The 18,050-nt window shown below is 64.6% G+C and carries 18 protein-coding genes and 1 pseudogene; 17 read left to right on the top strand and 2 right to left on the bottom strand.

Annotated elements, in window-relative coordinates:
• Positions 1-94 precede the first annotated feature (94 nt).
• Complete coding sequence (locus HAP54_RS38525; RefSeq protein ID WP_166296048.1) at positions 95-943, top strand: alpha/beta fold hydrolase; 849 nt, start codon at positions 95-97, stop codon at positions 941-943.
• Here the strand turns inward: HAP54_RS38525 and HAP54_RS38520 are convergent.
• Positions 940-2,232: a spinster family MFS transporter gene (locus tag HAP54_RS38520; protein WP_166296045.1), complete on the bottom strand. Its 1,293-nt coding sequence runs from the start codon at positions 2,230-2,232 to the stop codon at positions 940-942. The genes HAP54_RS38525 and HAP54_RS38520 overlap by 4 nt on opposite strands.
• Before the next feature lie 47 nt (positions 2,233-2,279).
• Positions 2,280-3,469: pseudogene (locus HAP54_RS38515) on the bottom strand (Rieske 2Fe-2S domain-containing protein).
• Between the two features lie 130 nt (positions 3,470-3,599).
• Here HAP54_RS38515 and HAP54_RS38510 point away from each other — a divergent pair.
• From HAP54_RS38510 to HAP54_RS38435, 16 genes are all read left to right on the top strand, one after another.
• Positions 3,600-4,115 (top strand): MarR family winged helix-turn-helix transcriptional regulator, encoded by a 516-nt coding sequence (locus HAP54_RS38510; RefSeq protein ID WP_166296043.1) that lies wholly within the window; start codon positions 3,600-3,602, stop codon positions 4,113-4,115.
• Between the two features lie 215 nt (positions 4,116-4,330).
• Entirely contained in the window at positions 4,331-4,696 is a 366-nt protein-coding gene (locus tag HAP54_RS38505; RefSeq protein ID WP_018271860.1) for an NADH-quinone oxidoreductase subunit A, read from the top strand.
• Complete coding sequence (locus HAP54_RS38500; protein ID WP_166296041.1) at positions 4,687-5,292, top strand: NuoB/complex I 20 kDa subunit family protein; 606 nt, start codon at positions 4,687-4,689, stop codon at positions 5,290-5,292. Before HAP54_RS38505 ends, HAP54_RS38500 begins: the two co-directional genes overlap by 10 nt.
• Positions 5,293-5,302: 10 nt before the next feature.
• Positions 5,303-5,920, top strand: coding sequence for an NADH-quinone oxidoreductase subunit C (locus HAP54_RS38495; RefSeq protein WP_166296038.1), 618 nt, complete (start codon positions 5,303-5,305; stop codon positions 5,918-5,920).
• 2 nt (positions 5,921-5,922) lie between these two features.
• A complete protein-coding gene (locus tag HAP54_RS38490; protein ID WP_166296035.1) occupies positions 5,923-7,113 on the top strand; it encodes an NADH-quinone oxidoreductase subunit D in 1,191 nt (396 codons plus the stop codon).
• 41 nt (positions 7,114-7,154) lie between these two features.
• Positions 7,155-7,766, top strand: a complete 612-nt coding sequence (gene nuoE, locus HAP54_RS38485; RefSeq protein WP_016847752.1) for an NADH-quinone oxidoreductase subunit NuoE — start codon at positions 7,155-7,157, stop codon at positions 7,764-7,766.
• Positions 7,766-7,990: a hypothetical protein gene (locus HAP54_RS38480; protein ID WP_166293440.1), complete on the top strand. Its 225-nt coding sequence runs from the start codon at positions 7,766-7,768 to the stop codon at positions 7,988-7,990. The genes nuoE and HAP54_RS38480 overlap by 1 nt, the downstream gene beginning before the upstream one ends.
• A 19-nt stretch (positions 7,991-8,009) precedes the next feature.
• The gene (nuoF, locus tag HAP54_RS38475) at positions 8,010-9,335 is read left to right on the top strand and encodes an NADH-quinone oxidoreductase subunit NuoF (RefSeq protein WP_029080760.1); all 1,326 of its coding nucleotides are present in this window, start codon (positions 8,010-8,012) and stop codon (positions 9,333-9,335) included.
• 8 nt (positions 9,336-9,343) lie between these two features.
• Positions 9,344-9,832, top strand: a complete 489-nt coding sequence (locus HAP54_RS38470) for a hypothetical protein (protein WP_166296032.1) — start codon at positions 9,344-9,346, stop codon at positions 9,830-9,832.
• Positions 9,833-9,839: 7 nt separating this feature from the next.
• On the top strand, positions 9,840-11,915 hold the full coding sequence (gene nuoG, locus HAP54_RS38465) for an NADH-quinone oxidoreductase subunit NuoG (protein WP_166296029.1): 2,076 nt from the start codon (positions 9,840-9,842) through the stop codon (positions 11,913-11,915).
• 10 nt (positions 11,916-11,925) lie between these two features.
• Entirely contained in the window at positions 11,926-12,996 is a 1,071-nt protein-coding gene (gene nuoH, locus HAP54_RS38460) for an NADH-quinone oxidoreductase subunit NuoH (protein WP_166296026.1), read from the top strand.
• Between the two features lie 7 nt (positions 12,997-13,003).
• On the top strand, positions 13,004-13,498 hold the full coding sequence (gene nuoI, locus HAP54_RS38455) for an NADH-quinone oxidoreductase subunit NuoI (RefSeq protein ID WP_166205402.1): 495 nt from the start codon (positions 13,004-13,006) through the stop codon (positions 13,496-13,498).
• Between the two features lie 9 nt (positions 13,499-13,507).
• Positions 13,508-14,146 (top strand): NADH-quinone oxidoreductase subunit J, encoded by a 639-nt coding sequence (locus HAP54_RS38450; protein WP_166205401.1) that lies wholly within the window; start codon positions 13,508-13,510, stop codon positions 14,144-14,146.
• On the top strand, positions 14,143-14,451 hold the full coding sequence (nuoK, locus tag HAP54_RS38445) for an NADH-quinone oxidoreductase subunit NuoK (protein WP_166296023.1): 309 nt from the start codon (positions 14,143-14,145) through the stop codon (positions 14,449-14,451). The genes HAP54_RS38450 and nuoK overlap by 4 nt, the downstream gene beginning before the upstream one ends.
• Before the next feature lie 7 nt (positions 14,452-14,458).
• The gene (gene nuoL / locus HAP54_RS38440) at positions 14,459-16,531 is read left to right on the top strand and encodes an NADH-quinone oxidoreductase subunit L (protein ID WP_166296020.1); all 2,073 of its coding nucleotides are present in this window, start codon (positions 14,459-14,461) and stop codon (positions 16,529-16,531) included.
• 1 nt (position 16,532) lies between these two features.
• Positions 16,533-18,047 carry an NADH-quinone oxidoreductase subunit M gene (locus HAP54_RS38435; RefSeq protein ID WP_166296017.1) on the top strand — a complete coding sequence of 505 codons (1,515 nt, stop codon included), beginning with the start codon at positions 16,533-16,535 and terminating at the stop codon, positions 18,045-18,047.
• Positions 18,048-18,050: the final 3 nt, after the last annotated feature.

Raw genomic sequence — 18,050 nt, 5'->3', positions numbered from 1 at the left:
TACCTCGCGCGTAATCGTGCGCACGACCTCGCTTTGCGATGATCGGTCTATGGACGGCGTCCACGTCACGGCCGATCCGCAAGGGAGATCTGAGATGAGCAGTCGAACAGTCCTCGAAGCAACCGCTCTGGCGCAGCCGTCGCGCGTGACGGCGAGGGATGGTACCTCGCTGTTCGTGCAGGACTGGGGCTCGGGCCGTCCGGTGCTGTTCCTCGCCGCCTGGACGTTCAATTCCAGCGTCTGGGGCAGCCAGATCGTGGCGCTCAATGCGAAGGGTTATCGCTGCGTCGCGCCTGACCGGCGCGGGCACGGCCGCTCCGACATGCCGATGACGGGCTATGATTTGGACACGCTGACCGATGACGTCGCCGATGTGATCGAGCAGCGCGACCTGCGCGACGTGACACTGGTCGCACATTCGATGGGATCGATCGAGGCGGTGAACTATCTGGCGCGTCACGGCGCGGATCGCATCGCGCGATTGGTCCTCGTGGCGCCGACCACGCCGTTTCTGGTGCAGACGGAGGACAATCCCGACGCGATTCCGAGGCCGATGATCGACGCGCAGAACGCCGCGATCGCGCAGGACTTCCCGAAATGGATGGGAGAGAATGAGGCGACGGTCTTCATGCCCGACACGCCAGAGGTCACGCGGGCCTGGATCAGGGAGATGATGCTGGGCGTGCCGCTGCCGGTGGCGCTGGCCTGCCGCAAGACCATCTCCTTTGCCGACCTGCGCGCGGCGGCCAGGGGGATCGATCGCCCGACGCTGATCGTGCACGGCGACAAGGATGCCAGCGCACCGCTCGAACTGACCGGCGCCAAGACCGCGGCGCTGATCAAGAGCAGCAGGCTTTCCGTCTACGGAGGCGCGCCGCACGCTTTGCCGCTGACGCACAGCGCGCGCCTGGTGTCCGACCTGCTGGCCTTCATGGCGAGCTAGCTGGCGCGCGCGATGTCCGATCGGATCGAGCGCGCGGCCAAGACGAACAGCAGCGCGCCGAGCGTCGTCGTCACCGCCGCCGACAGCAGCGAGTAGCGAACGGCGTCCGCGCCGTCCGCGCCCTTCAGCGCGTCGTTGATCATGCCGACGGCGAGGGGGCCGACGCCCTGGCCGAAGCAGGTGGCGGTGAGAAGGACGATCGCGGAGGCCAGCGCGCGCATGCTGGGCTTTGCCACGGTCTGGGCGATGGCGAAGATCGGGCCGAGATGGAAGCCGACCATGAACGAGGTCAGCGCCAGCGTGGCGACCATCAGTGTGAAGCTTGGGGTGAGCATGCACAGCGCGAACACCGGGCCGGCGAGGCCGGACATGATCGCAGGCGCCCACAGCTTCCAGCGGTCGTCGCGCCGGCCGATCTGCGCCACCACGAGGCCGCCGACCAGTGTCCCCGCCATGCCGGAAAGACCCTTGAAGGTGCCGGCATAGGTGCCGATCTCGGCGCTGGTGAGATGATGGATACGCGCCAGGAACGGCGGGATCCACACTGCGGTGGCGTAGTTGGTGTACGTCGTCAGGCAGAAGCCGATCAGCACGATGACGAAACTCGGCTGCGATATTAGGAAGCGCAGCGTCGGCCCGATCGGCTCCGCCTTGAAGGTCTCGGCCATCGCGCCGCGCGCAGGCTCTGAGATCGTCAGCCACAACACGGCGGCGAGCGCGATGCCCGGCAGGCCAGCGGTGAAGAAGGCCATTCGCCAGCCATAGTGCTGGTTGACGTAGCCGCCGATGAAATAGCCGAGGAAGACGCCGAGATAGGTGCCGATCGCATAGATGCCGAGCGCGCGCGGCCGCTCATTCTTGTCGAACAGATCGGCGATCATCGATTGCGAGGCCGGCGTTCCCGCTGACTCCCCGATGCCGACGCCGATCCGCGCCAGCGCCAATGTCGTGACGCTGGAGGCGAGGCCGCACAGATAGGTCATCGCGCTCCAGAACGCGAAGGCGCAAGCGACGATGTTGCGGCGGTTGAGGCGATCGGCCATCCGCGCGATGGGAATGCCGAGCAGCGAGTAGAACAGCACGAAGCCGAACCCGGCGAGCAGGCCCATCGTGGTATCGCTGAGGAAAAACTCCTTCTTGATCGGCTCGATCAGCACGTTGAAGATCGTGCGGTCGAGGAAGTTGAGGGCGTAGATGATCGTCAGCAGAGCGAGGACGTAGTAGCGGCGCCCGGCAGGCCTGGCGCCGGCTTGCGCTTGCGCAGCCGCCTGCGGTGCGAGATCGACCATGCTTCCCCTGCTGATCTTTGTTGTTGTTGTTTGCTGGCGCGCGGGCCTTATGCTTCGCGGATGAAATTCCCAGCCTCGAATTCGACCGGTCCGGCGTCGGCGTCGAACGACACGCCGATCGGGTCGCGGCCGGCGGCGAGCGCCTCGAGCTGCTCGCCAAGCATCCGGCGGACCATCAGGATGCCGCGGTCGCTCTGGCCAAAATGCTCTTCGGAATGGACCGTCACCGGCCCCTGGCCGACCTGCGCCTCGTAGTCGCCGGGGAATTGCTGGTGCTCCTGCTCCGTCATGTCCCACCAGAACTTGCCGTTGAACTTCGAGCGCATGCGGCCGATGTCGCCTGATTTCTTGACCCGGCCGGCGACATAGATGCGGAACGAGTTGTCGTCGATCGGCAAGGTCCAGCCGATCGATTCGACGCGGGCGAACTGCGCGACCCGCGGATTGGGCACGACGCGCAGCGTGGGGAGGCGGCCTCGGTGACGCGGTAAAACACCTTGCCGTCGTCCTGCCTGCGGATCGAACGCACCGCGACGCCACGCGGCGACATCTCGAACTTCACCTCGGGCATCGAGGCCATCATGGTGGTGAACTGCGGCCCTGAGAACGAGCCGTGCAGCACCGGCACGTGGTAGGGATCGGCGACGTTCTCGAAATGCTGCAACCAGTTGCAGGGGATCACGGCCGGGCCGCCGCCGCCGATCGATGAATCGTCGGCCTCGACGAACTCTCCGTCGTCCATGGTCTCGAGGCACTCGTAGCGCGGCAGCACCGGCTTCTTCTCGGCCGGGCCCATGTACGCGAAGATCAGCCCGTAACGTTCCTGCACCGGATACCAGGGCTGGCGCACCTTGTCCTTGAACAGGCCGCCTTCGGGCTCGCAGGGCTGTTCGAGGCAGCGGCCTTCGGTGTCGAACTTCCAGCCGTGATAGCAGCAGCGAATGCCGTCTTCCTCAACCTTGCCGTAATAGAGAGTGGTTCCGCGATGGCAGCAACGGGCATGCAGCAGTCCGATCCGGTCATGCCGGTCGCGGAACAGGATCAAATCCTCACCGAGCGCGCGGACTTTTCTGGGGATATCGGTGGCATCACCGGCGAGGCCGACCGGGTGCCAGTAACGGCGCAGCAGTTCGCCCATCGGCGTGCCACGGACGACGGAGGTGGGCTCGGTCCGGGTGGTGGACGGCTTCATCGCATAGGCCGTGCCGAGATCGCGGTCCCGCTGGGTGATCGTCATGTTGTTCCTCCCGCCGCTGGTCTGGTGCCCGCGGTCGCGCTGTCGTTGATGAAGTCAATGATATATCGATGACAATGTCAACGATCTCGACTAGCTTGGCAGCGCGTGGCTTTGTTGGCAGAGGTTGGCGATGACCGAGAAGCTCAGGACGGAGAGGGCGTTGCCGCCGGAAGCCGTGGTCGACGCCGAGCTGGCGCCGATCACCGCGATGATGTCGTCGCGGCTGATGGTGCTGGCAAACCTGCTCAAGCGCGGTGCGATGTTGCGTTACAAGCGGCTCGCCGGGCTCTCCTCGGTCGAGTTCGGCCTGGTCGCCTCGCTCGGTCGGCGGCCGCCGATGAGCGTGGTGCGGTTGGCCGAAGCCGTCGGCATGGACAAGGGCCAGATCAGCCGGGCGCTCGCCGAGCTCGTCGCGCGCAAGCTGGTGGCCAAGTCGGCCAACCCGCGCGACAACCGCGAAACCCTGGTCTCGCTGACCAAGACGGGCCTCGCCGCCCATGACGCGATCGTCGCCGGCGCGCAGGAGCGAAACCGGCGCCTGCTGGAACAGCTTACCCCACAGGAACTTGCGCTGCTGCTCGGACATGTCGATCGGCTGACCGAGATCGCCGCCGAGATGCTCGCCGCCGAGCGGGAGCTGGGCTGATATGGCGAGCGCGCAGGGCACCGGATCGCCGGCGCAGCGTTGCCGATTGAGGCAAGTGCTGCCACCTGATCGGGCCGACAGCCCGCGGGGAAGGACGGCAAAAGCGTCAAAATAGCTTGTCTTGCGCCCCCTGTTGCGCTGCGCTAAAGCCTCAAGAACAATTCCAATCAACGAATCTGCGGCACGTCCGAAACCGCAGCAAGAAGGCCTCGCCGATGACCGGCATCCTGCAAAATTACCTCCCACTTGTGGTGTTTATCGGAGTCGCCAGCCTGATCGGTCTGGCGCTCCTGATCGCGCCGTTCCTGGTCGCGTTCCAGTCGCCGGACCCGGAAAAGCTGTCCGCCTATGAATGCGGATTCAACGCTTTTGACGACGCCCGCATGAAGTTCGACGTCCGCTTCTATCTGGTGGCGATCCTCTTCATCATCTTCGACCTCGAAGTGGCGTTCCTGTTCCCCTGGGCGGTGGCGTTCGGAAAGCTCGGTGCGACCGGCTTCTGGTCGATGATGGTCTTCCTGGCCGTGCTGACGGTCGGGTTTGCATATGAATGGAAGAAAGGCGCGCTCGAATGGGATTGAGCCCCACCGCCGCATCCTCGCAGCCGGCGATCGCCAAACCTGAGATCGCCATGGCTCCGAAAGGAATCATCGATCCGTCGACCGGCAGGCCGGTCGGCGCCAATGATCCGTTCTTCCTCGAGGTCAATCACGAGCTGTCCGACAAGGGCTTCTTCGTCGCCGCGGCCGACGACCTGATCACCTGGGCGCGCACCGGCTCGTTGATGTGGATGACCTTCGGTCTCGCCTGCTGCGCGGTCGAGATGATGCAGGTCTCGATGCCGCGCTACGACGTCGAGCGCTTCGGCTTTGCGCCGCGTGCCTCGCCGCGGCAGTCCGACGTGATGATCGTCGCGGGCACCCTGACCAACAAGATGGCGCCGGCGCTGCGCAAGGTCTACGACCAGATGCCGGAGCCGCGCTACGTCATCTCGATGGGCTCCTGCGCCAATGGCGGCGGCTACTACCACTATTCCTACTCGGTGGTGCGCGGCTGCGACCGCATCGTGCCGATCGACATCTACGTGCCGGGCTGCCCGCCCACGGCGGAAGCGCTGCTCTACGGCGTGCTGCTGTTGCAGAAAAAGATTCGCCGTATCGGCACTATCGAACGCTAAGGTTTCAGGCATGGACGACGGCAAGCTCGACGCCCTTGGGCAGACGATCGTGAGCGCGCTTCCGGGCGCCGCCACCGCGCACTCGGTCGCCTTCAATCAACTCACTATCGACGTCGAGATTGGCAGAATCGTGGACGTCGTTACGTTTCTGCGTGACGACGCCGGCTGCCGCTTCGTCAACTTCACCGATGCGACCGCGGTCGACTATCCGAGCCGCGAGAAGCGCTTCGACGTCGTCTACCATCTGCTGTCGCCGACCCTGAACACCCGCATCCGGCTGCGCGGGCAGGCCGACGAGACCACGCAGGTGCCCTCGATCATCAACGTGTTCCCGGGCGCCGACTGGTTCGAGCGCGAGACCTACGACCTCTACGGCGTGATCTTCACCGGGCATCCGGACATGCGCCGCCTGCTGACGGATTACGGCTTCGACGGCCATCCGCTGCGCAAGGATTTCCCGCTCACCGGCTTCGTCGAGGTTCGCTACGACGACCAGGAGAAGCGGGTGCTGTACGAGCCGGTCCGGCTCAACCAGGAATTCCGCAAGTTCGATTTCCTGTCTCCGTGGGAGGGGGCTGACTACCCCTTGCCGGGTGATGAAAAGGCGAAGGCGGAACCGAAGGCCTGATCATGAACGAACAGAATCTTCGCAACTTCACCATCAACTTCGGTCCGCAGCATCCGGCGGCGCACGGCGTGTTGCGCCTCGTGCTGGAGCTCGACGGCGAAGTCGTCGAGCGCGTCGATCCGCATATCGGCCTGCTTCACCGCGGCACCGAGAAGCTGATCGAGCACAAGACCTATCTGCAGGCGATTCCCTATTTCGACCGGCTCGACTACGTTGCGCCGATGAATCAGGAGCATGCGTTCTGCCTCGCGGCGGAAAAGCTGCTCGGCATCACGGTGCCGCGCCGCGGCCAGCTGATCCGCGTGCTGTATTGCGAGATCGGCCGAATCCTCTCCCATCTGCTCAACGTCACCACGCAGGCGATGGACGTCGGCGCGCTGACCCCGCCGCTGTGGGGCTTTGAAGAGCGCGAAAAGCTGATGGTGTTCTATGAGCGCGCCTCGGGCTCGCGCATGCACGCGGCGTTCTTCCGCGTCGGCGGCGTGCACCAGGACCTGCCGCCGAAGTTGATCGACGATATCGATGCGTGGTGCGATCCGTTCCTCAAGGTGGTCGACGACCTCGATACGCTCCTGACCGGCAACCGCATCTTCAAGCAGCGCAACGTCGACATCGGCGTGGTGCCGCTGAAGGAAGCCTGGGAGTGGGGTTTCTCCGGCGTGATGGTGCGCGGTTCGGGCGCGGCCTGGGACCTGCGCAAGTCGCAGCCTTACGAGTGCTACGCGGAGATGGATTTCGACATTCCGATCGGCAAGAACGGCGACTGCTACGACCGCTATCTGATCCGCATGGAAGAGATGCGTCAGTCGGTGCGCATCATGAAGCAGTGCATCCAGAAGCTGAAGGCGCCGGACGGCCAGGGCCCGATCGTGGTCGAGGACAACAAGATCGCGCCGCCGCGCCGCGGTGAGATGAAGCGCTCGATGGAAGCGCTGATCCATCACTTCAAGCTCTACACCGAAGGCGTGCACGTGCCGGCCGGCGAAGTCTACGCCGCGGTCGAGGCGCCGAAGGGCGAGTTCGGCGTCTATCTCGTCGCCGACGGCACCAACAAGCCCTACAAGTGCAAGATCCGCGCGCCGGGCTTTGCCCATCTGCAGGCGATGGATCACATCTGCAAGGGCCATCTGCTGGCCGACGTTTCCGCCATCCTTGGCTCGCTGGACATCGTGTTCGGCGAAGTCGACCGGTGATGATGTCCGCATCCGCGCCGCCCGCAATGAGAGTTTGATCGATGTCCGTCCGCCGCCTTGCCCCGAAAGAATTGCAGCCCGCGAGCTTCACGTTCACGGACGAGAATCTCGCCTGGGCCAAGAAGCAGATCGAGAAATATCCGCCGGGCCGCCAGGCTTCGGCCGCGATCGCGATCCTGTGGCGCGTCCAGGAGCAGCACGACGGCTGGGTGTCGGAAGCGGCGATCCGTGCCGTCGCCGACCTGCTCGAGATGCCGCATATCCGCATGCTGGAGATCGCGACCTTCTACACCATGTTCCAGCTCTCGCCGGTCGGCAAGAAGGCGCATGTGCAGGTGTGCGGCACCACGCCGTGCCGGCTGCGCGGCGCCGCCGACCTGATCGAGGTCTGCCAGCATCGCATCCATCATGATCCGTTCCAGCTGTCGAAGGACGGCAACTTCTCCTGGGAAGAGGTCGAGTGTCTCGGCGCCTGCGTGAACGCGCCGATGGTGCTGATCTGGAAAGACACTTATGAGGACCTGACCAAGGAAAGCTTCGGCAAGGTGCTCGACGGTTTTGCCGCCGGCAATCCGCCGAAGCCGGGTCCGCAGATCGACCGTCAGTTCTCGGCTCCCGCAGGCGGCCCGACCACGCTGAAGGAAACGACCTGATGCGGGCCACTCAGGTGCAGGCAAACGGGCAGGAAAACAATGCGGGGAGGGGCGCTGCGATGAAGGCCTGGCGCACGATCGCCCTGCATAGCTCGGTCGCGGCCGGCTTCATGTTCCTGCTGCAACGTTACGGCCTGAGCGCGACGCTGGAATCCAGCCTGTTGTGGGCCATCGTGTTCGGCGGCTGCGCCGCCGGGCTCGCTTACTCCCAAGCCAATCGGTGATGTTCGGAAAGTTTTGAGCATGCTCGACGACAAGGACCGCATCTTCAAGAACCTCTACGGCCTGCATGATTGGGGCCTCGAGGGCGCGCGCCGCAGAGGCGCCTGGGATGGCACCAAGGGGATCATCGACAAGGGCCGCGACTGGATCATCAACGAGATGAAGGCCTCGGGTCTGCGCGGCCGCGGCGGCGCGGGCTTCCCGACCGGCATGAAGTGGTCGTTCATGCCGAAGGAGTCCAAGGACGGCCGTCCGAGCTATCTCGTCGTCAACGCCGACGAGTCGGAGCCCGGCACCTGCAAGGACCGCGAGATCATGCGGCACGATCCGCATCTTTTGGTCGAGGGCTGCCTGCTCGCGAGCTTCGCGATGGGCGCGCATGCCTGCTACGTCTATATCCGCGGCGAATTCATCCGCGAGCGCGAGCACCTGCAGGCGGCGATCGACCAGGCCTATGAGGCCAAGCTGGTCGGCAAGGACAACATCAACGGCTGGCCGTTCGACATCTATGTCGCCCACGGCGCCGGCGCCTATATCTGCGGCGAGGAAACCGCGCTGCTCGAGAGCCTCGAAGGCAAGAAGGGCCAGCCGCGGCTGAAGCCGCCGTTCCCGGCCAATGTCGGCCTCTATGGCTGCCCGACCACCGTCAACAACGTCGAGTCGATTGCGGTCGCGCCCGACATCCTGCGCCGCGGCGCTGCCTGGTTCGCCGCCATCGGCCGTCCGAACAATGTCGGCACCAAGCTGTTCTGCATCTCCGGTCATGTCGAGCGGCCCTGCAACGTCGAAGAGGCGATGGGGATTCCGTTCCGCGAGCTGATCGAGAAGCATTGCGGCGGCATCCGCGGCGGCTGGGACAATCTGAAGGCGGTGATCCCCGGCGGCTCGTCGGTGCGCATGGTGCCGGCCGAGCAGATCATCGACACGCCGATGGATTTCGACAGCTTGAGCAAGCTGCGCTCGGGCCTCGGCACCGCGGCCGTGATCGTGATGGACAAGTCGACCGACCTGATCCGGGCGATCGCGCGCATCTCCTATTTCTACAAGCATGAGAGCTGCGGCCAGTGCACGCCGTGCCGCGAGGGCACCGGCTGGATGTGGCGCGTCCTGACCCGCATGGCCGACGGCCGCGCCCACAAGCGCGAGATCGACATGCTGCTCGAGGTCACCAAGCAGGTCGAGGGCCACACCATCTGCGCGCTGGGTGACGCCGCCGCCTGGCCGATCCAGGGCCTGATCGCGCATTTCCGTCATGAGATTGAAGAGCGGATCGACCAGTATTCGCACAAGGCCGATCTCGACGATCAGGGCGTTCGCGATCCCGTGCACATGGTCGCTGCGGAGTAATGACGGCGATGACGCAAAAGGCCGCATGGTGGCAGAGATACGGGACGCTTGCGCAGATGGCGCACGCGACCGTGGCGCTGCTCGGCTTTTGCGCCGTCCTGCTGCAGATCAACGAGATCCGTTCGTCGAGCCGCGCCTCCGCTGCGCGCACGGCGTTTCTGGGCTACACCGATCTCGCCTTCAAGAATCCCAAATTCGCGCAGCCCGACTACGAGGCTATCAAAGCCGGCAGTCGCGAAGAGCGGTCGCAGTATGAGAGCTTTGTCTCGTACTTCCTCTATGCCTGCGAGGAGACCTTCGCCGCATTCGCGGACAAGCGCGAATGGCAGGCGTCCTGTGACTACGATCTGAAACCGCATTTGCCGTTCCTCTGCGAGAAGAACCAGGCGCAGCCCGCCTATCTCGCGACCTACGGCACCGACACCCAGCAATGGGTGAAGACCTCATTGAAAACCGCCAGCGTCGCACCGCCCGACTGCAAGCTCGGAAAGACTTGAGACAGACATGAGCAAGATCATCATCGATGGCAAAGAGATCGATGTGCCGCCGGAGTACACGCTGCTGCAGGCGTGTGAGGCGGCCGGCGCCGAGATTCCGCGCTTCTGCTATCACGAGCGGCTGTCGATCGCCGGCAATTGCCGGATGTGCCTGGTCGAGGTGAAGGGCGGCCCGAAGCCGGTCGCGAGCTGCGCCTGGGCCGTGCGCGACTGCCGTCCAGGCCCGAAGGGCGAGCCGCCGGAGATCTCGACGCGTTCGCCGATGGTCAAGAAGGCGCGCGAAGGCGTGATGGAGTTCCTGCTGATCAACCATCCGCTGGACTGCCCGATCTGCGATCAGGGCGGCGAGTGCGACCTGCAGGACCAGGCGATGGGCTACGGCGTCGACACCAGCCGTTTCGCCGAGAACAAGCGCGCGGTCGAGGACAAATATCTCGGTGCGCTGGTCAAGACCTCGATGAACCGCTGCATCCAGTGCACGCGCTGCGTCCGTTTCTCCGCCGAAGTCTGCGGTGCGCCGGAAATGGGCGCGACCGGGCGCGGCGAGGACATGGAGATCACCACCTATCTGGAGCAGGCGCTGAGCTCGGAGCTGCAGGGCAATCTCGTCGACATCTGCCCGGTCGGCGCGCTGACCTCGAAGCCCTATGCGTTCGCGGCGCGGCCCTGGGAGCTCGGCAAGACGCAATCGGTCGACGTCATGGACGGCGTTGGTTCTGCGATCCGCGTCGACACCCGCGGCCGCGAGGTGATGCGCATCCTGCCGCGTATCAACGAGGCGGTGAACGAGGAGTGGATTTCCGACAAGACCCGCCACGTCGTCGATGGCCTGCGCACGCAGCGCCTCGACCGGCCCTATGTGCGCGAGAATGGCCAGCTCAGGCCGGCGACCTGGCAGGAAGCCTTTGCTGCCATCGCCGCCAAGGCCGGCCGCACCGACGGCAAGCGGATCGGCGCCATCGCGGGCGATCTCGCCGCGGTCGATGAAATGTATGCGCTGAAGGAGCTGCTGGCGAAGTTCGGCTCGGTCAATCTGGCGGTGCAGGGCGGCGACGCGTTCGACGCCAAGGCCGGCCGCGGTTCCTACATCTTCAACCCGACCATTGCCGGCATCGACCAGGCCGACGCGATCCTGATCATCGGCTCGCATCCGCGCAAGGAAGCCGCGGTGCTGAACGCGCGGATCCGCAAGCGCTGGCGCACCGGCGCCCTCAAGGTCGGCATGATCGGCGCCAAGGCCGATTTCACCTATGACCACGACTATCTCGGTGCGGGCACCGACACGCTGGCCGATCTCGCCGCCGGCAAGCACTCCTTTGCCGACGTGCTGAAGAACGCCAAGAACCCGATCATCCTGGTCGGCGCCGGCGCCTACACCAGGCATGACGGCGCGGCGGTGCTGGCGCAGGCGGCGAAGCTCGCCGTCGATGTCGGCGCGCTGAAGGATGGCTGGAACGGCTTTGCCGTGTTGCAGGATACCGCCTCGCGCGCCGGTGCGCTCGATATCGGCTTCTCGCCGGCAGCCGGCGGCCTGACCACGGCGCAGATGACCACCTTCGGCACGCTCGACGTGCTGTTCCTGCTCGGCGCCGACGAGATCAAGGCGCCGGACGGCACCTTCGTGGTCTATATCGGCACCCATGGCGACAAGGGCGCGCATCGCGCCGACGTCATCCTGCCGGGCGCGGCCTACACCGAGAAGTCCGGCATCTACGTCAACACCGAGGGCCGGGCGCAGATTGCCAACCGCGCTGCATTCCCGCCGGGCGAGGCCCGCGAGGACTGGGCGGTCATCCGTGCGCTGTCCGACGTGCTCGGCAAGAAGCTGCCGTTCGACTCGCTGCAGGCGCTGCGCCAGGCGATGTTCAAGACCTATCCGCACCTGATGCGGCTCGACCAGATCGAGGCCGGCAAGGCTGATGACGTCAAGGCGCTGGCGGGCAAGGGTGGCAGCGTCGACAAGGCGGCGTTCAAGCCGACCGTCGAGGATTTCTATCTGACCAACCCGATCGCGCGGGCCTCTGCCGTGATGGCGGAATGCTCGCGGCTGGCGTCGGGCCGAATGCTGACGGCAGCGGAGTGAGCGTGACCTGATGGCTGATTTCTTCGCAAGCTCGTTCTGGACCGGCTTCCTCTGGCCGCTGATCATCATGGTCGCGCAGAGCCTGTTGCTGCTCGTCGTGCTCCTGATCGCGATCGCCTACATCCTGCTCGCCGACCGCAAGATCTGGGCGGCGGTGCAGATCCGCCGCGGGCCTAACGTGGTGGGCCCGTGGGGCCTCCTGCAATCCTTCGCCGACCTGCTGAAGTTCGTGCTCAAGGAGCCGGTCATCCCGTCCGGCTCCAACAAGGGCGTGTTCCTGCTGGCGCCGCTGGTCTCGTGCGTGCTGGCGCTGGCCGCCTGGGCCGTGATCCCGTTCAATCTCGGCTGGGTGATCTCCGACATCAATGTCGGCGTGCTCTACATCTTCGCCATCTCGTCGCTGTCGATCTACGGCATCATCATGGCCGGCTGGTCGTCGAACTCGAAGTATCCGTTCCTGGCGGCGCTGCGCTCGGCGGCGCAGATGGTGTCCTACGAGGTCTCGATCGGCTTCGTCATCATCACCGTGCTGCTCTGCGTCGGCTCGCTGAACCTGTCGGCGGTGGTCGAGGCGCAGAACAGCCGCGGGCTCGCGCATCTGATCGGCCTGCCGCAGCTCACCATCCTGAACTGGTATGTGTGGCCGCTGTTCCCGATGTTCGTCGTTTTCTACGTCTCGGCGCTGGCGGAAACCAACCGTCCGCCGTTCGATCTCGTGGAAGCGGAATCCGAGCTGGTCGCCGGCTTCATGACCGAATACGGCTCGACCCCGTACCTCTTGTTCATGCTCGGCGAGTATGTCGCGATCACCACGATGTGCGCGCTGGCATCGATCATGTTCCTGGGCGGCTGGCTGCCGCCGGTCAACCTGCCGCCGTTCACCTGGATTCCGGGCATCGTCTGGTTCGCCCTCAAGGTGTTTTTCATGTTCTTCATGTTCGCGATGGCGAAGGCGATCGTGCCGCGCTACCGCTACGATCAACTGATGCGGCTCGGCTGGAAGGTGTTCCTGCCGCTGTCGCTGGCGATGGTGGTGATCGTGGCCGGTGTGCTGCAGTTCGCCGGCATCGCGCCGAAGTGAGGCCGTCATGAGTGTCAATGTCAACGCAACTGCCCGCTCGCTCCTGTTGTCGGAATTCGTCTCGGCGTTCGTTCTCGCGATGCGTTATTTCTTCAAGCCGAAGCCGACGCTGAACTATCCTTTCGAGAAGGGCCCGATCTCGCCGCGCTTCCGCGGCGAGCACGCGCTGCGCCGCTATCCGAACGGTGAGGAACGCTGCATCGCCTGCAAGCTGTGCGAGGCGATCTGCCCGGCGCAGGCGATCACGATCGAGGCCGGCCCGCGCCGCAACGACGGCACCCGCCGCACGGTGCGTTACGACATCGACATGGTGAAGTGTATCTATTGCGGCCTGTGCCAGGAGGCATGCCCGGTGGACGCCATCGTCGAGGGACCGAATTTCGAATTCGCGACCGAGACCCGCGAGGAACTCTACTATGACAAGGCGAAGCTGCTCGCCAATGGCGACCGCTGGGAGCGCGAGATTGCGAAGTCGATGGCGCTCGACGCGCCGTACCGGTGAGGTGAGGGCATGATCCTTCCGGCGCTGTTCTTCTATCTGTTTGCTGCCGCCTGCGTGGCCTCGGCGGTCATGGTGATTGTCTCGCGCAATCCCGTGCACTCCGTGCTGTATCTGATCCTGGCGTTCGTCAACGCTTCGGGCCTGTTCATCCTGATGGGCGCCGAGTTCCTCGGGATGATGCTGATCGTGGTCTATGTCGGCGCGGTCGCGGTACTGTTCCTGTTCGTGATCATGATGCTCGACGTCGACTTCGTCGAGCTGCGCGAGGGCTTCATCCAGTACCTTCCGATCGGCATTGTGATCGGCGGCATCTTCCTGTTCGAGCTCTTGCTGGTGGTCGGCGCCTGGGTGATCAACCCGTCCGTGACCAAGACGATCACCGCCGCGATTCCGACCAATGTCAGCAACACCGAGGCGCTCGGCCTCGTGCTCTACACGAAGTACATCCATTACTTCCAGCTCGCCGGCATGGTGCTCTTGGTCGCGATGATCGGCGCCATCGTGCTGACGCTGCGCCACAAGGCCAACGTCAAGCGGCAGAACATCAACGTGCAGAACGCGCGCACGCCCGAGATGGCGATGGCGATGCGCAAGGTGGCGTCGGGGCAGGGCCTGCAAGATGCCGACGCGGCGGAGTGGGTGAAATGACGATCGGGCTCGGACACTATCTGGCGGTCGGCGCGATCCTGTTCACGCTCGGGATCCTCGGCATCTTCCTCAACCGCAAGAACATCATCATCATCCTGATGTCGATCGAGCTGATCCTGCTCTCGGTCAACATCAACCTGGTGGCGTTCTCGACGTTCCTCGGCGACATCGTCGGCCAGGTGTTCGCGCTGCTGGTGCTGACGGTGGCGGCGGCCGAGGCCGCGATCGGCCTTGCCGTGCTGGTGGTGTATTTCCGCAACCGCGGTTCGATCGCGGTTGAAGACGTCAATCTGATGAAGGGCTAGCGCGCAGATGTACCAGGCAATTGTCTTTCTGCCGCTGCTGGGCGCCATTCTCGCGGGGCTGATCTCGATATTCGGCGCGCATGCCCGCAATCCGAGCGGCGACACCGTCGACCACCACGACGATGCGCATGGCGACGCTCATGCCTCCGCCGCCCACGACGATCACGGCCAGGACGACCATGGTCATGACGACCACCACGTCTCCGAACCGGCGGCGGCGGGCTCGCGGCTGGCCGAGCTGATCACCACCGGCCTGCTGTTCGTCTCGGCGGCGCTATCCTGGTTCGCGCTGGTCGATGTCGGATTCATGCATCACGACGCGCGGATCGCGCTGTTGCCCTGGATCAGCTCGGGCGACCTGCAGGTCGCCTGGTCGCTGCGGATCGACACCCTGACGGCGGTGATGCTGGTCGTGGTCAACACCGTGTCGGCGCTCGTCCACCTCTATTCCATCGGCTACATGGACGAGGACCCGAACCGGCCGCGCTTCTTCGGCTATCTCTCGCTGTTCACCTTCGCGATGCTGATGCTGGTGACGTCGGACAACCTCGTGCAGCTGTTCTTCGGCTGGGAGGGCGTGGGCCTGGCGAGCTACCTGCTGATCGGCTTCTGGTACCAGAAGCCGTCGGCCAACGCCGCGGCGATCAAGGCCTTCGTGGTCAACCGCGTCGGCGACTTCGGCTTCGCGCTCGGCATCTTCGCGATCTTCGCGCTGGTCGGCTCGACCGATTTCGAGACCATCTTCCACGCCGCGCCCGGGCTGACCGGCAAGACCATCGACTTCTTCGGCTGGCACCCTGACGCGCTGACGCTGACCTGCCTGTTCCTGTTCATGGGCGCGATGGGCAAGTCGGCCCAGTTCCTGCTGCACACCTGGTTGCCGGACGCCATGGAAGGCCCGACCCCGGTGTCGGCGCTGATTCATGCCGCGACCATGGTCACCGCCGGCGTCTTCATGGTGGCGCGGCTGTCGCCGCTGTTCGAGCTGTCACCGACCGCGCAGGCGGTGGTGATGTTCTTCGGCGCGACCACGGCGTTCTTCGCCGCCACCATCGGCTTGGTGCAGAACGACATCAAGCGCATCGTCGCGTATTCGACCTGCTCCCAGCTCGGCTACATGTTCGTGGCGATGGGAGCAGGGGCCTATTCGGTCGGCATGTTCCATTTGTTCACGCACGCCTTCTTCAAGGCGCTGCTGTTCCTGGGTTCCGGCTCGGTGATCTACGCGATGCATCACGAGCAGGACATCCGCAACATGGGCGGCCTGTGGCGCAAGATCCCGTACACGTTCGCGGTGATGTGCATCGGCACGCTGGCGCTGACCGGCTTCCCGCTGTTCGCCGGCTACTTCTCCAAGGATGCGATCATAGAGGCGGCCTATGCAGCGCATAATCCGTTCGCGACGTATGCCTACGGGCTGACGATCGCGGCCGCCGGCCTGACCTCATTCTACTCCTGGCGTCTGATCTTCAAGACGTTCTTCGGCGAGCCGCACGACCAGAAGCACTACGAGGCGGCGCATGAGAGCCCGATCTGGATGCTGGTGCCGATCGGCGTGCTCGCCGCCGGCTCGATCCTGGCGGGTCTGCCGTTCAAGGAAGTGTTCGCCAGCCCACACGGCGTCGAGGAGTTCTTCCGCGAATCCGTCAAGATGAACCCGCACATTCTCGAGGACATGGAGCACATGCCGGGCTGGCTCGCGCCACTGCCGACCGTCATGATGGCCCTCGGCCTGTTCATCTCCTACATGTTCTACATCAGCAGGCCCTACCTGCCGGTCGAACTCGCGAAGCAGCAGCCGATGCTGTACCAGTTCCTGCTCAACAAATGGTACTTCGACGAGCTCTACGACTGGATCTTCGTGCGTCCGGCCAAGTGGCTTGGCTACACGCTGTGGAAGAAGGGCGACGGCTTCGTCATCGACGGCTTCGGTCCGGACGGCGTCTCGGCCCGCGTGCTCGACGTCACCCGCAATGTCGTCAAATTGCAGACCGGCTATCTCTATCACTACGCTTTCGCGATGCTGATCGGGGCCGCCGGATTGATCACCTGGTTCATGTTCGGCTTGGGAGGCCAGTAAAATGACAACCTGGCCCATCCTTTCCGTCACGACCTTCCTGCCGGCGGTCGGCGCGATCCTGGTCTATCTCTTGGCACGCGGCGGCGACGAGACCGCGGGCCGCACGGCGCGCTGGATCGCGCTGTGGACCACGCTGATCACCTTCGCGGTGTCGCTGATTTTGGTAGCGCGCTTCGATCCGGCGCAGACCGACTTCCAGTTCGTCGAGAAGGCGTCCTGGCTCGCCACCGGCATCACCTATCACATGGGTGTCGACGGCATCTCGCTGCCGCTGATCATCCTGACCACCGCGATCATGCCGCTCTGCATCATCGCGAGCTGGAAGTCGGTGACGCAGCGCGTCGGCGAATACATGATGGCGTTCCTGATCCTGGAAACGCTGATGGTCGGCACCTTCTCGGCGCTCGACCTCGTGCTGTTCTATTTGTTCTTCGAGGGCGGCCTGATCCCGATGTTCCTGATCATCGGCGTCTGGGGCGGCCCGCGCCGGGTCTACGCCTCGTTCAAGTTCTTCCTCTACACCTTCCTCGGCTCGGTGCTGATGCTGCTCGCCATCATGGCGCTGTACTGGAACGCCGGCACCACCGACATCCCGACCCTGATGCACACCGCGGTGCCGCGCTCGCTGCAGACCTGGGCGTGGCTGGCGTTCTTCGCCTCGTTCGCGGTGAAGATGCCGATGTGGCCGGTGCACACCTGGCTGCCCGACGCGCACGTCGAGGCGCCGACGGCAGGCTCGGTGATCCTGGCCGCGATCCTCCTGAAGATGGGCGGCTACGGCTTCTTGCGCTTCTCGCTGCCGATGTTCCCGCTGGCCTCGCACGACTTCGCGCCGTTCGTGTTCACGCTGTCCGTCATTGCCATCATCTACACCTCGCTGGTGGCGATGATGCAGGAGGACATGAAGAAGCTGATTGCGTACTCCTCGGTCGCGCATATGGGCTTCGTCACCATGGGCATCTTCGCGGTGACGACGCAGGGCGTCGCCGGCGGCATGTTCCAGATGATCTCGCACGGCATCGTCTCCGGCGCGCTGTTCCTCTGCGTCGGCATCGTCTACGACCGCATGCACACCCGCGAGATCGCGGCCTATGGCGGCCTCGTCAACCGGATGCCGCTCTATGCGATGACCTTCATGGTCTTCACGATGGCCAATGTCGGTCTGCCCGGCACCTCGGGCTTCGTCGGCGAGTTCATGACGCTGCTCGGCACCTTCAAGATCTCGCTGCCGACGGCGTTCTTCGCCACCACGGGCGTGATCCTGTCGGCCTGCTACGCGCTCTGGCTCTACCGCAAGGTGGTGTTCGGCGCGCTGGTCAAGCCGTCGCTGATGTCGATCAAGGATCTGACCTTCCGCGAATGCGTGACGCTGTTCCCGCTGATCGCGCTGACCATCCTGTTCGGCGTCTATCCGAAGCCGGTGCTCGATATGTCGGCCGCCTCGGTGCAGCAGCTCGTCAACAATTACAACACCGCCGTGACTGCCGTGAAGGCAGCCGCGCTGGTTACGCAGTAAGGC

The sequence above is a fragment of the Bradyrhizobium sp. 2S1 genome, assembly GCF_011516625.5.
Taxonomy (GTDB): domain Bacteria; phylum Pseudomonadota; class Alphaproteobacteria; order Rhizobiales; family Xanthobacteraceae; genus Bradyrhizobium; species Bradyrhizobium septentrionale.
Note: the sequence above shows the minus strand (reverse complement) of the source record. Positions and strands in the feature narration are given on the sequence as shown.